The organism is Amycolatopsis sp. NPDC003676 (assembly GCF_053587275.1).
Genome location: NZ_JBSFNS010000013.1, coordinates 124,548 through 136,225, shown reverse-complemented (window position 1 = coordinate 136,225; position 11,678 = coordinate 124,548). Strand labels below are relative to the sequence as shown.

The following is an 11,678-nucleotide window of genomic DNA, read 5'->3' as shown; positions in this document are numbered from 1 at the left end:
GTTGCGTCCATGACCACCTACGTCCTCGTCCCCGGCGCCTGCCACGGCGGCTGGTGCTTCGACCGGCTCACCGGCCAGCTGCGCGACCGCGGCCATCGCGTGCTCCCGCTGACGCTCACCGGCCTCAGCGAACGGCAGCACCTGCTGAACGGCGGGGTCAACCTCGAGACCCACATCGAGGACGTCGTCCGCGCGATGCAGGCCGAGCAGGTCGAACGCGCCGTGCTGGTCGGCCACAGCTACGGCGGGATGGTCATCACCGGTGCCGCCGACCGGGTGCCGGAACTGGTCGATTCACTCGTGTACCTCGACGCGTTCGTCCCGGAAAACGGCGACTCCTGCTGGAGTTTGACCGATGACCGGCAGCGCGAGTGGTACCTGAGCGTCGGCGAGACCGGATACGCCGTGCCGCCGCTGCCGTTCTTCGACCCGCGCGCGTCGGCTCATCCGCTGGCGTCACTGCTGCAGTCGATCCGGCTGGACGCTGACCTGAGCCGCTTCCGCCGCCGGGACTACGTGTACGCGACGATCTGGGACGGCGGGTCACCGTTCGAGCCGACTTATCGGCGGCTCGTGGAGGATCCACAGTGGAATGTGCACGCGCTGGACAGCAAGCACGACGTGATGCGTGACGCGCCGGAAGAGCTGCTGCGAATCCTTCTCGACGTTGCGGTCTAGAGACTCGTGAGTGTTTATGCCGGTTCTAACCGGCATAAACACTCACGAGCCCAACTCAGGCACCCGCTCCCCCACCGGCGGCTCCCCAGGCGGCGTCCCGTCCCCGAACGGCCTCCCGCCCAGCTCCTCTCGCCCATGCGGCGTAAGCCACCCCGCGAGCTCCGGCCCCAGCGGCACCACCCCGGTCGGGTTCACATTCCGGTGCACCACGTAGTAATGCTCCTTGATCTGCCCGAAATCGATCGTGTCCCCGAACCCGGGCGTCTGGAACAGATCCCGCGCGTACGCCCACAGCACCGGCATCTCCGTGAGCTTCTGCCGGTTGCACTTGAAATGCCCGTGGTACACCGCGTCGAACCGGACCAGCGTCGTGAACAGCCGCACGTCCGCCTCGGTGATCGTGTCCCCCACCAGATACCGCTGCCCCGCCAAGCGCGAGGAAAGCCAGTCCAGCCGGGAAAACAGCGCACGGTACGCCTCTTCGTAAGCCTCCTGCGAAGTGGCGAAGCCCGCTTTGTACACGCCATTGTTCACATCCCGGAACACCTTCTCCGCGACGTCCTCAATTTCGTCACGCAGCCGCTGCGGGTACAGCTCCGGCGCGCCGTCCCGGTGGTAGGCGCCCCATTCCAGCGACAGGTCCACGGTCATCTGCTTGAAGTCGTTCGTCACGATCTGTCCACTGGGGACATCCACAATGGACGGAACGGTGATCCCGCGCGGATAGTCCGGGTACCGCGCGAAAAACGCCTCCTGCAGCCGTTCGATGCCGAGCACCGGGTCGCGGCCGCCGGGGTCCAGGTCGAAGGTCCAGCTGCGTTCGTCGTGCGTCGGGCCGCACAGGCCCATCGACAGCACCTCTTCGAGACCCAGCAGCCTGCGCACGATCGACGCGCGGTTCGCCCACGGGCACGCTCGCGCGATCACCAGGCGGTAGCGGCCCGGCTCCACCGGCCAGCCGTCGCGGCCGTCGGCGGTGATGCGGTCGGAGATGTAGTTCGTGTCGCGCTTGAACTCACCCTGGTCGGGCATCGGCAGCCTTTCGTCGGGGGCGGGTCTAGTCGTCCGGGCAGGCCGAACAGTCCGACGGCTCCAGCGCGGCAGCCAGCCGGGCGAGGATCGGGCCCGCGGCGCGGACCTCCTCGGGCGAGAGGTGGTCGAACAGGAACGACCGTACGCGCTGAAGATGCCCGGGGTACGCGGCGGCGAGCTTGGCCTGCCCGAGTTCGGTGAGCGTCGCGTGCGCGGCCCGGCGGTCCTGCGGGCACTTCACCTTCCGCACCAGGCCGCGGCGCACCATCGCCTCCACGACCCGGCTGATCCGGCTCAGCGACAGCGCCGCGGCCTCCGCCAAGTCGGTGAGCCGCAGCCTGCCTTCGGGCGCTTCCGAGAGCGACACGAGCACGGTGTAATCGGTCAGCGAGACGCCGTTGTCGTGCGCGAACTGGTCCTCGAGAGCCCTCGGCAGGATTGTGACGACGCGCATCAACGGACGCCACACTGCTTCTTCTTCACTGGTCAGCGGGGTTCTGTTCACCACAGAGGGGGAGTATATCCGACACTTGCTCGCGCAATCAGTTATTGTGGGCTACAGTGCTAGTTGAACACTCAACCAAGGACCCGAAGGAACGGAACACATGACCAGCGCGACCACCTACGCCCACCTGACCGGCACCTACACGATCGACGGCTCGCACAGCCGGATCGGCTTCGTCGCCCGCCACGCCATGGTCACCAAGGTCCGCGGCTCCTTCAACGAGTTCGAAGGCTCGTTCACCCTGGACGGCGAGAACCCGGCGAACTCCAGCGCCAGCATCACCATCCAGAGCAAGAGCGTCGACACCCGCAACGCGGACCGCGACGCCCACCTGCGCAACAACGATTTCCTGTCCTGCGACGAGTTCCCGACCATCTCCTTCACCTCCACCGGGATCACCCAGACCGGCGAGGACACCTTCGACGTGACCGGCGACCTGACCATCAAGGACGTCACCAAGTCGGTCACCGTCCCGTTCGAGTTCGGCGGCTCCGCGAAGGACCCGTTCGGCAACGACCGCGTCGGCTTCGAGGGCTCGACCTCGATCAACCGCAGCGACTACAACGTGAAGTTCAACGCCGCGCTCGAGACCGGCGGCGTGCTGGTCTCGGACAAGATCACCCTCGAGTTCGAGATCTCCGCGATCAAGAACGCCTGAACGAACAGCCGGTGAAGGGTTCCGGAACACCGGGACCCTTCACCGTGTCGCGGCACCTCAGACGTCGAGCGCGGTGCCGTAGAGCCGCTCGACCGCGAGCCGGATCACGACTCGCCGCTCGTCCACCTGCTGCTTCAGGAACTCCGCCGGGTCCTCGGGCCGCGCGGCCTCCGGAAGCATCGCGAGCAACTCCTGCCCCACCGCGTCGCCGGGAACCTCGGTGACCCCGGAAACCTCCGCCTGCCCCTCGGCAACGGCGAACGACCACACGTCGCCGCCCTGAACGTGCACCGTCGCCCGCGGATTGCGACGCAGGTGGCTGACCTTGCTGCGGTCGGCAGTCGTGGAGAAACGCACCGTGCGGGTGCCGGGATCCCAGCTGTACAGCATGGTCGTCAGATGCGGCTGACCATTGCGTTTGATCGTCGCGAGCGTGCCGAACCGCTGCTGGCCGAGCAGGGCCGAGAGAGCTTCGTCAGACAGTTGCCGGGGTGCGGGTCCTTGACTCATGCCAGGCCCAACTCGCCGCCAATCCAGCACATTTCCCGCGGCTACCCCTATTTTCAGGCGCGCAACCCAGCGATCCCCACCTCAAGCGCCGCCTCCAGATGCTGCGGTTCGCCGGTAGTCAGCAGCATCAGCACCCCGCCCTGCACCCCCGCCAGCAGCGCCGACGCCGCCTGCTTCGGATCCAGTCCAGGCCGAACTTCCCCCGCCGCGCGCAGGTTCTCGATCCCCGCGGTCAGCTCGCAGAGCCACCGCTGCATCAGCTGCGTCACCACCGCCTGCGCGCCCGGCGTGTTGCGGCCGATCTGCGACATCACGACATTCAACGGACAGTGCCGGCCCTGCTCGGTGTAGTGCCCCAGCACCACCTGCTGCCAGGTCCGGAAGTCGTCCCAGGTGCGCAGCGAGCCGAGCGACGGCTGCTGCACCTCCAGCACCCGGTCGGCCTCCCAGCGCGCGACGGCCAGCAGCAGTTCTTCCTTGCCGTCCGGGAAGTAGTGGAACAGCTGGCTTTTGCTGGTCTTGGTCTGCGCGCGGACGTCGTCCAGCGTCGTCGCGAGCACGCCGCGCTCGCGGATCACGTCGGCCGCGCCCTCCACGATCCGTTGCCGCGTGGCTTCGCCCTTGCGCGTGAGCGTCATCTCCTGCCTCCTGATTGGACCTGCTGGTCCACTCTAGAACGCAGTGCCTCCGTCGGACCAGGACGTCTGGCCGAAGTCCTCGTCGTCCACCGGCGCGCGACGCGGCCGGGGCCGTTCCGGTTCCGAAGCCTCCACAACCTCAGGCTCCTCGACGGCGGCCGCGGCTTCAGGAGTCCCCTTCGGCCAGACGCAAGGCGACGTCGCACCCAAGTAGAGCTTGCCGAGCTCATTGGCCTGCAACGACATGTCGAAGCCGTCCCGCTCATTGCGCGCGAAGACGTACTGGTCGGTGGGCCGCCGGTCGGTCAGGACGGTGAAGCCGTGTCCCTGCCACCACTTCACGACGGCCTCGAACTGCGCCTCGAAGGTGTCCGGTCCAAGGCCGGTCACCTCGTAGGTGGCGGAGATCTCGAACCGCCCCTCCGGACCGTTGTCGGTCGGGTCGGTGCATTCGGAACGGTTGCGGGAGAACAGTTCCCGCCCGGCGGGCGCGGGCAGCGCGGAGAACGCGCCGCGCACGTAGTCCTCGACCTGGTCGCGGGCTTCGTTTTCGGTGATCGTGGGGTTCATGGCTGCACCTCCTGGGGAGCAGGCTACGAGAGGAACGGCGGCGAGGCAGGCCAGCGCGGTGCGGCGCGCCGTCACGCCGGCAACCCGGCGATGATCCGGCCGAAACTGCGCAGCGACGGGTTGTTGTCCTCCCAGTATTGGCTGTGCGCGGCCCCGGACAGGCCGCCCTCGTACCACGGGCCCTTGTCGCCCGGAGCCGATTCGAAGACCTGGCCGCCGAAGCCGTCGCCGGCCGGGCTCGGGCCGAGCGGATCGTGGCCGGGGAGACCGATGTTGGTGATCTTGATGAGGTCGTGCTGCGCGACCGTCGAGTGGACGTGCTGGGCGACCTGGTCCTGCGGCACACCGTCGAGATGCAACTGGTTCGCGTGCTCGACGCCGACGCCGGGGCTGCCGACGAAGATCAGGTCGTCGGCATTGAGCCCGCCGTCGCGAGCCGCGTGGCCGATCACCGTCGTCCCGTAGCTGTGGCCGAGCACGGTGTTGTGCGACGGTGCGCCCTCGTGCGACGCGCGCAGGCCGTCCTCGAATTTCGACAACTGTTCCTTGCCGCCGTCGGCGTATTTCTCGCTGGCGGCGTCCACAAGCTCATTCGGCGCGTCATAACCGACCCAGGTGATCACCGAGGTCGACGGCGAGCCCGCCATCGTCGCCGACTGCCACATCTTGTCCGACCGGCCGAGGTCGCCGCCGATCTTGGCCAGCTCGCTGCCGGTTCCGGGCACGTACGTCGCGACATTCGCCGCAGTATCCGGATTTCCGGCGGCGACCACCGCGGTGCCGTCGCCGCTCACGTCGAGCGAGATCAGGAAAGCAGGAGGTTTGCCGTCGCCGGTGGCCGCGAGCCGGTCGCGGATCGCGGTGAGGCCGCGCAATTGAGCGTCGTCGCCCTTCCGCTTGTCGATTTCCTGTTGCAGCACAACACGATTCGCCGCGTCACGATCGACAACCGGGATGCCGTCGAGATTGCGGATCAGGTCCGGGTTGTCGCGCAGGATCGAAGACTGCGCAGAGTCGGAGAGGCTGTCCCACCACGCACGGTTCTCCGCCGGGGTGCCGTTCGGCTTCGGCTGGCTGCTGGTCGCCATCGCCAGCGCGACGACCCCGGAGCCGCCGCTTTCCCCGTTGGCCGCGCGGTCGAGCACGACGGTCAGATCCGCGTCGACCCCGGTGGCCTCCCGGAGAATCTGGCCGACCCGGTCGGCGACCTCAGCCTGTCGTTCGGGTTCGCCGCTGACTCCGCCGCCGTCGTCGATCCGCATTCCGTTGCGTGCGGCGAAATCGTCGACCTCGCGCACCGCGGAGCTGATCCGCTCGACCGCCAACTGCGCGTCGTGCACCCCGCGCCGGACCGCCGACACGTCAGTGGTCAGTTGCCGCAATTCCGTTGTCAGCGCAGTACCTTTGGCCGTTGCCGCGTCCGCCGAGTCGCCTTGCCAGGAGCCGAACTTCGTCATGGCGTCGGCGTCGTCGTTCGCGCCGGTGAGCCGCGCGGCCCGGGTGCCGAGCGCGTCGACCGCCGAAGCGAGGTCGGCGGGATTCCAGCGCCGGACGTCTCCCCAAGTGATCATCGGCCCGCCGCCGCGATCTCGCCGGTGGCGTTGTGGTCGCTGTCGCGGTAGCCCGCCGCGGCCTGGTCCAGGTTCCCCGCGTAGGACTCGGTGTCGGCCGTCCACTTCGGAACGGCCCGCCCCCAGGTGCCGGACAGCCGATCCGCCGCGGCCACGCTCGTGCCGCCGGAAAGCCCGACGCCGGCAAGCGCGCCCGCGAGGTCGGCCGCCCGCACGGTCGCCGCCGCCTGCCGCGCCCGTCCGGCCGCGGTCGCGACCTCCGCCGGAGCGACCTCGAAACCCGTTCCCATGCGCATCTCCCCCACCGCGGCGACCGGACGACCCGTACGACGGAAGTCCGCGGCACCCGGTTCCGCACAGTTCGACCTTCGCGAAAACTCCTGCCATGATTCCCCCGCCAAGGCTCTGACCTGCGCAAACCCTCGCCTAGCTTGTCCACATATGTGAACGCTAGTCACGTGACTGAATAGTTATCAGCCCGCGTCTTGCCCGCCGCTGACCAGCGTGTGACTGTGTACGGCGAAGTTCGTACCGGAGCGGGACAAGCCGGCACGCGACGAGGAAAGGCGTTGCGCGGCGGCGGGTTCGGCCGTTCCGCAGTGCCGGACCAGTCCGGCAGTCCTTGTCCCTCGACCCCCACTCGTCCGGCCCGGACGGCGCTGGCCTCCCGGTCAGCGGACCAGGACCGGCCGGCCATCCCGGAAAGAGACGGCTCGGCAATGACACAGACAGCCGCGGCGCGGCGGCCCATCGGCAGAACGACGCTGTACTTCTTCGGTGCCCTCGGCGGCATCCTGTTCGGTTACGACCTCGGCGTGATTTCCGGGGTATTGCCGTTCATCGGGAAACTCTGGGGCCTGTCCGGTTGGGACAAGGGCGTCATCACCGCGAGCATTTCGATCGGCGCGATCGTCGGCGCGAGTTTCTCCTCGCGGCTCAACGAGCGGCTCGGCCGCCGCCGGACGATCATGGTCGCCGCGGTCGTCGTCATCATCGGCACGCTCGCGGCCACTTTCTCGCCGACATTCGCCTTGCTGATCATTTCCCGGCTCGTGATCGGCGTCGGCATCGGCCTGTCGTCCTCGACGGTCCCGACGTACCTGTCGGAACTCGCTCCGGCGCGGCTGCGCGGGGCGATGGGCGCGCTGAACCAGATCTTCATCGTGCTCGGCATCCTGATCGCGTTCCTGGTCAGCTACGGGCTCGGCACGTCGGGCAACTGGCGGCTGATGTTCGCCGGAGCGATCGTGCCCGCGGTGATCCTGCTGGCGGGCTTGGTGTTCCTGCCCGAAACGCCGCGCTGGCTCGTCGCGAACGGCCAGGAGGAACAGGCCCGCGCGGTCCTGCTCAGCTCGCACGGCGGCGGCGTGAACGTCGACGAGGAAATCGGCACGATCCGCGAAGTCATCCGGCTCGACTCGGAATCGGCGAAGACCCGCTTCCGCGACCTGCTGACGCCGACCGTGCGGCCGATGCTCGTGGTCGCTCTGCTGCTCGCGATGGGCCAGCAGTTCAGCGGCGTGAACGCGGTGAACGCGTACTTCCCGACGATGCTGATCGGCCTCGGCTTCGCGACCCAGGCGGCGTTGCTGTCCGGCGTGCTGCTGGGCGTCACCAAGTTCCTGTTCACCGCGTGGGTCGTGTTCGTGGTCGACCGGTGGGGCCGCAAGCCCCTGCTGCTGATCGGCAACGTGCTGATGGTCATCACCCTGGTCGCGGCCGGGTTCATCGTGCTGGAGGTCCACGACACGGCGACCAAGGGCATCCTGATGCTGGTCGCGATGGTGCTCTACCTGGTCGGCTACGAACTGGGCTGGGGCGCGGTCGTCTGGGTGATGATGGCCGAGGTGTTCCCGCTGAAGGTCCGCGCGGCGGGCATGGGCGTGAGCAGCGTCGTGCTGTGGGCCGCGACCGGCATCATCAGCGCCGTGTTCCCGATCATCTCCGACCCCGGCGCGCTCGGCCTAGGCGGGTCGATGTTCCTGTTCGCGGGCATCAACGTGGTCCTGTTCTTCCTCACGAAGTGGCTCGTCCCGGAAACCAAGGGCCGCACGCTGGAGGAAATCGAACTCGACCTGCGCGGGCGGACGCATTCCAAGGCACGCGCCTGAACTTCTCCTCGGGGTACGGCCGGGCGGCAGGGGATTTCCCTTGCCGCCCGGCTGTTTTTCAGCGCCCGAGCATCCGGTACCGCCGGGTGGCGAGCGGCAGGAAGATCAGCGTCAGCACCGCGGGCCACGCCGTCGCGAGCAGCACGGAATGCTCCGCCGCCCAGCCATTCGCGGCCCACGCCGGGTTACCCGCCAGCTCACGCACCGCGGAAGCCGTTGCGGTGAGCGGATTCCAGGTCGCGACCGCGCTCAGCCAGGCAGGCATGGTGTCCGGGGAAACGAAAACTCCGGACAGGAATCCGACCGGCCACACCAGTACCTGCACCGAAACCGCCGATTCCGGGGTTTTCAGCAGCAGCCCGAGGTAAATCCCGACCCAGACAAAGGCGAAGCGCAACCACAACAGCAGACCGACCGCACCCAGCACCGACATCTGCTGCGGACGCCACCCCAGCGCCAGCCCGGCCCCCATCATCACGACGAGCCCGGCGACCGCGCTGATCAGGTCGGCGAGACAACGTCCGGTCAGCACGGCGAGCCCGCTGACCGGCATCGCGCGGATCCGTTCGGTGACGCCCTTCGCCGCGTCGGAAGTCACTGCGAGGACAGTGGATTCGAGCCCGAACAGCATGGTCATCGCGAGCATGCCGGGGATGAGGAAATCGATGTACGCGCCGTCCCGGATGGCCATCGCGCCACCGAAAAGCTGGCCGAACATCACCACGATCAGGACCGGGAACAGCAGCGTGACCGCGATCGAGAACGGACGTTGCTTCCAGTGCACCAGGATGCGGCGAGTCAGGACGGCGGTATGCGTCGGCCAGGACACGCGCGCGGGTGCTGCTGTGGCGGTGGTCATCGAACCTCCTCGGGGACGGCGGGCGAGGTTGTCCGGGAAGCCGACTGCGTCTCCTCCTCGGGCGGGCGAGCGTGGCCGGTCAGGTGCAGGAAAACCTCGTCGAGCGTCGGCTTGCGGACGACCGTCTCGACCCGGTCCGGCCCGACCTTCGCCTTCAGCTCGTCCGGCGTGCCCGCGGCGACGACCCGTCCCGCGTCGAGCACCGCGATCCGGTCGGCGAGCTGATCGGCCTCCTCCAGGTACTGCGTGGTCAGCAGCACCGTCGTGCCAGTACCGGCAAGCGCGCGAACATCCGCCCAGACGTCGATGCGAGCGGCCGGATCGAGTCCGGTCGTGGGCTCGTCGAGGAAGAGCACCTGCGGGTTCAGCAGAAGCCCAGCGGCGAGATCCAGCTTGCGCCGCATACCGCCGGAGTAACCGGAGACAGACCGCCCCGCCGCTTCGCTGAGCCCGAACCGCTCCAGCAGTTCCGTCGCCCGCGCCCGAGCCGCCCGCGACGGCAACCCGCCGAGGCGGGCGAACAGTTCGAGGTTCTGTCTGCCGGTCAGAATCTCGTCCACCGAAGCGTTCTGCCCGACCAGCCCGATCCGCCGCCGCACCTCGTCCGGATCGGCAACCGCGTCGAACCCCGCGACCCGCACTTCGCCAGCGTCCGGCCGCAGCAACGTCGTCAGAATGCGGACCGCCGTCGTCTTGCCCGCACCGTTGGGACCGAGCAGGCCGCACACCGTGCCCGGCTCCACCCGCAGGTCAAACCCGTCCAACGCCGCCCTCTCGCCGTACCGCTTCTGCACCCCGCGCGCCAGCAGCCCGCCTTCTCCGTATGCCATACGAAGAAGGCTAGCACACAACTCCGTATTGCCTACGGAGTAAAGCTCCTATGCTGGTCCCGTGACGACTGACGGCACCAACGGCGACCCCGCCGCGACGATCGCGCTGCTGTGGGGCACCCGCCAGCTGCCGAAGCGCGGCCCGAAACACGGCCTGACCCCCGCGCGAATCGTCGACGCGGCGGTCGAGGTCGCCGACACCGAACAGGATCTGGCGACGCTGTCGATGCGCCGGGTGGCTGAATCGCTGGGCGTCGGGACGATGTCGCTGTACACCTACGTCGCGTCGCGCGCGGAACTGGTCGAAGCGATGGTCGACGCGGTCTACGGCGAAGCGGTAGCTGAACTGTCCGAAATAGACGCCGACGACTGGCGCGACGGTCTCCGCCGCGTCGCCGCCGTCAACTGGGCGATGTACCTGCGGCATCCGTGGCTGCTGCAGGTCTTCTCCGGCCGTCCGACGCTGGGCCCCAACGCGATCGCGAAGTACGACTTGGAACTGGCTGTCGTCGACGGCATCGGCTTGGCGGACGTCGAAATGGACTCGACGATCACCCTGGTCACCACGCACGTCGAAGGTTTGGCGCGCCGCAAGGTCGAGGCCGCACGGGTCGTGCGGCAAACCGGAATGACCGACCAGCAATGGTGGGCCGCGACCGCACCCGCCCTTGCCGAGGTATACGAACCGCGACGCTTCCCAGTCGCGGACCGGGTCGGCACCGCTGCCGGGCAGACCCATCAGGCTCCTTACAGCGTCGACCACGAATACGCGTTCGGCCTGGACCGCTTGATCGAAGGCATTGCCGCGCTGGTCAACCGATCTGCTGGATAACTGGCTTTTCCTTCCGCCCGACCACCGCTCCCGCGCTAGCGAGGCCCACGCACACCAGCGCCACCCACTGCACCGCGCGCAAATGCTCGCCGAGCACCAGCACCCCAGCCAGCCCCGCACTGGCCGGCTCAAGGCTGGCGAGCACCCCGACCGTCCGGGCAGGCAGCCGTCGCAACGCCGCCAGCTCCAGCGAATACGGCACCACCGCCGATAACGCGGCCACCGCCAGTCCGACGAGCAACACCCTCGGCGTCACCAGCCGGGCACCTTGGTCAATTACCCCGAGCGGCACCGAAAGAACGGCAGCCCAAGCCAACGCCAGCGCCAGCGGACCCCCGCCCGCGCTCCTGGCCCCGGCGCGTTTGCTGAGCAGGAAGTAGGCAGCCATGCAAGCTCCCGACGCCAACGCGAGCGCCACACCCGCGAGCGGAAAACCGACGTCGCGCGGGGCGTAAAACAACCACACTCCGGCTCCGGCCAAGACCGCGCAAGCAACGTCACGCAGCCGCCTCGAAGTGAGCAACGCCAAGGAAATCGGGCCCAACAACTGCAGCGCACTCGCCAGCCCCAGTGGCAGGAGTGTCAACGCGGGGTAGATCAAATTCATCCCGGCGATAGCCGTACCGAAGCCGAGAATCACCCCTCTTTCCGTCCAGCCGCGCGGCACCGACGGCCGATACAGAGCCAGCAAAACCACCGCAGCCAGCCCCAGCCTCAAGGCGACAACACCAGACGCGCCAACCTCTTCGGAGAGACGCTTCCCCACCGCCTGTCCAAATTGGACGCTCAGCACGCTCCCCAGCATCAGCGCCGGAGCAGGTAAATCCCTCATGCTCTCTAGATTTGGGCCTGGAAGCTTCCACGTCCAACGAATCTTTCCGCAC

Annotated in this window: 14 protein-coding genes; 4 read left to right on the top strand and 10 right to left on the bottom strand. The window is 68.1% G+C overall.

Going from position 1 to position 11,678, the window contains the following annotated elements:
- Window positions 1–9 precede the first annotated feature (9 nt).
- A complete protein-coding gene (locus ACWDNU_RS11585; RefSeq protein WP_449668729.1) occupies window positions 10–678 on the top strand; it encodes an alpha/beta fold hydrolase in 669 nt (222 codons plus the stop codon).
- 42 nt (window positions 679–720) lie between these two features.
- Here ACWDNU_RS11585 and ACWDNU_RS11580 read toward each other — a convergent pair whose 3' ends face one another.
- Window positions 721–1,710, bottom strand: coding sequence for a glutathione S-transferase family protein (locus ACWDNU_RS11580; RefSeq protein ID WP_449668728.1), 990 nt, complete (start codon window positions 1,708–1,710; stop codon window positions 721–723).
- Window positions 1,711–1,735: 25 nt separating this feature from the next.
- Window positions 1,736–2,218, bottom strand: a complete 483-nt coding sequence (locus ACWDNU_RS11575; protein ID WP_449668727.1) for a MarR family winged helix-turn-helix transcriptional regulator — start codon at window positions 2,216–2,218, stop codon at window positions 1,736–1,738.
- A 97-nt stretch (window positions 2,219–2,315) separates the two neighbouring features.
- Here ACWDNU_RS11575 and ACWDNU_RS11570 point away from each other — a divergent pair, with 97 nt between their 5' ends.
- Window positions 2,316–2,873 (top strand): YceI family protein, encoded by a 558-nt coding sequence (locus ACWDNU_RS11570; protein ID WP_449668726.1) that lies wholly within the window; start codon window positions 2,316–2,318, stop codon window positions 2,871–2,873.
- Window positions 2,874–2,930: 57 nt separating this feature from the next.
- Here the strand turns inward: ACWDNU_RS11570 and ACWDNU_RS11565 are convergent, their stop codons facing one another.
- The 5 genes from ACWDNU_RS11565 to ACWDNU_RS11545 all read right to left on the bottom strand — a co-directional run bounded on the left by ACWDNU_RS11565 (window position 2,931) and on the right by ACWDNU_RS11545 (window position 6,452).
- Window positions 2,931–3,383, bottom strand: a complete 453-nt coding sequence (locus ACWDNU_RS11565) for a pyridoxamine 5'-phosphate oxidase family protein (protein ID WP_449668725.1) — start codon at window positions 3,381–3,383, stop codon at window positions 2,931–2,933.
- A gap of 53 nt (window positions 3,384–3,436) precedes the next feature.
- The gene (locus tag ACWDNU_RS11560; protein WP_370939994.1) at window positions 3,437–4,021 is read right to left on the bottom strand and encodes a TetR/AcrR family transcriptional regulator; all 585 of its coding nucleotides are present in this window, start codon (window positions 4,019–4,021) and stop codon (window positions 3,437–3,439) included.
- 33 nt (window positions 4,022–4,054) lie between these two features.
- Window positions 4,055–4,591: a hypothetical protein gene (locus ACWDNU_RS11555; RefSeq protein ID WP_449668724.1), complete on the bottom strand. Its 537-nt coding sequence runs from the start codon at window positions 4,589–4,591 to the stop codon at window positions 4,055–4,057.
- A 71-nt stretch (window positions 4,592–4,662) separates the two neighbouring features.
- Window positions 4,663–6,162, bottom strand: coding sequence for an alpha/beta hydrolase (locus ACWDNU_RS11550; protein WP_449668723.1), 1,500 nt, complete (start codon window positions 6,160–6,162; stop codon window positions 4,663–4,665).
- On the bottom strand, window positions 6,159–6,452 hold the full coding sequence (locus tag ACWDNU_RS11545; RefSeq protein WP_370939997.1) for a hypothetical protein: 294 nt from the start codon (window positions 6,450–6,452) through the stop codon (window positions 6,159–6,161). The genes ACWDNU_RS11550 and ACWDNU_RS11545 overlap by 4 nt, the downstream gene beginning before the upstream one ends.
- Before the next feature lie 429 nt (window positions 6,453–6,881).
- On the opposite strand from ACWDNU_RS11545, the gene ACWDNU_RS11540 reads away from it, so the two are divergent.
- Window positions 6,882–8,273, top strand: coding sequence for a sugar porter family MFS transporter (locus tag ACWDNU_RS11540; protein ID WP_449668722.1), 1,392 nt, complete (start codon window positions 6,882–6,884; stop codon window positions 8,271–8,273).
- A gap of 58 nt (window positions 8,274–8,331) precedes the next feature.
- Here ACWDNU_RS11540 and ACWDNU_RS11535 read toward each other — a convergent pair whose 3' ends face one another.
- Together ACWDNU_RS11535 and ACWDNU_RS11530 are read right to left on the bottom strand one after the other, a co-directional pair.
- A complete protein-coding gene (locus ACWDNU_RS11535; RefSeq protein ID WP_449668721.1) occupies window positions 8,332–9,132 on the bottom strand; it encodes an ABC transporter permease in 801 nt (266 codons plus the stop codon).
- Window positions 9,129–9,962: an ABC transporter ATP-binding protein gene (locus ACWDNU_RS11530; RefSeq protein WP_449668720.1), complete on the bottom strand. Its 834-nt coding sequence runs from the start codon at window positions 9,960–9,962 to the stop codon at window positions 9,129–9,131. Before ACWDNU_RS11530 ends, ACWDNU_RS11535 begins: the two co-directional genes overlap by 4 nt.
- Before the next feature lie 61 nt (window positions 9,963–10,023).
- On the opposite strand from ACWDNU_RS11530, the gene ACWDNU_RS11525 reads away from it, so the two are divergent.
- Window positions 10,024–10,794 (top strand): TetR/AcrR family transcriptional regulator, encoded by a 771-nt coding sequence (locus tag ACWDNU_RS11525; protein WP_449668719.1) that lies wholly within the window; start codon window positions 10,024–10,026, stop codon window positions 10,792–10,794.
- Here ACWDNU_RS11525 and ACWDNU_RS11520 read toward each other — a convergent pair.
- On the bottom strand, window positions 10,775–11,626 hold the full coding sequence (locus tag ACWDNU_RS11520; RefSeq protein ID WP_449668718.1) for an EamA family transporter: 852 nt from the start codon (window positions 11,624–11,626) through the stop codon (window positions 10,775–10,777). The genes ACWDNU_RS11525 and ACWDNU_RS11520 overlap by 20 nt on opposite strands.
- Between the last annotated feature and the right edge of the window lie 52 nt (window positions 11,627–11,678).

Bases quoted from the DNA above. Each gene is read 5' to 3' on its own strand.
- ACWDNU_RS11585 (WP_449668729.1), top strand. From the start codon at position 10: ATGACCACCTACGTCCTCGTCCCCGGCGCCTGCCACGGCGGCTGGTGC.
- ACWDNU_RS11545 (WP_370939997.1), bottom strand. From the start codon at position 6,452: ATGGGAACGGGTTTCGAGGTCGCTCCGGCGGAGGTCGCGACCGCGGCC.
- ACWDNU_RS11565 (WP_449668725.1), bottom strand. From the start codon at position 3,383: ATGAGTCAAGGACCCGCACCCCGGCAACTGTCTGACGAAGCTCTCTCG.
- ACWDNU_RS11530 (WP_449668720.1), bottom strand. From the start codon at position 9,962: ATGGCATACGGAGAAGGCGGGCTGCTGGCGCGCGGGGTGCAGAAGCGG.
- ACWDNU_RS11540 (WP_449668722.1), top strand. From the start codon at position 6,882: ATGACACAGACAGCCGCGGCGCGGCGGCCCATCGGCAGAACGACGCTG.
- ACWDNU_RS11555 (WP_449668724.1), bottom strand. From the start codon at position 4,591: ATGAACCCCACGATCACCGAAAACGAAGCCCGCGACCAGGTCGAGGAC.
- ACWDNU_RS11520 (WP_449668718.1), bottom strand. From the start codon at position 11,626: ATGAGGGATTTACCTGCTCCGGCGCTGATGCTGGGGAGCGTGCTGAGC.
- ACWDNU_RS11560 (WP_370939994.1), bottom strand. From the start codon at position 4,021: ATGACGCTCACGCGCAAGGGCGAAGCCACGCGGCAACGGATCGTGGAG.
- ACWDNU_RS11570 (WP_449668726.1), top strand. From the start codon at position 2,316: ATGACCAGCGCGACCACCTACGCCCACCTGACCGGCACCTACACGATC.
- ACWDNU_RS11580 (WP_449668728.1), bottom strand. From the start codon at position 1,710: ATGCCCGACCAGGGTGAGTTCAAGCGCGACACGAACTACATCTCCGAC.
- ACWDNU_RS11535 (WP_449668721.1), bottom strand. From the start codon at position 9,132: ATGACCACCGCCACAGCAGCACCCGCGCGCGTGTCCTGGCCGACGCAT.
- ACWDNU_RS11550 (WP_449668723.1), bottom strand. From the start codon at position 6,162: ATGATCACTTGGGGAGACGTCCGGCGCTGGAATCCCGCCGACCTCGCT.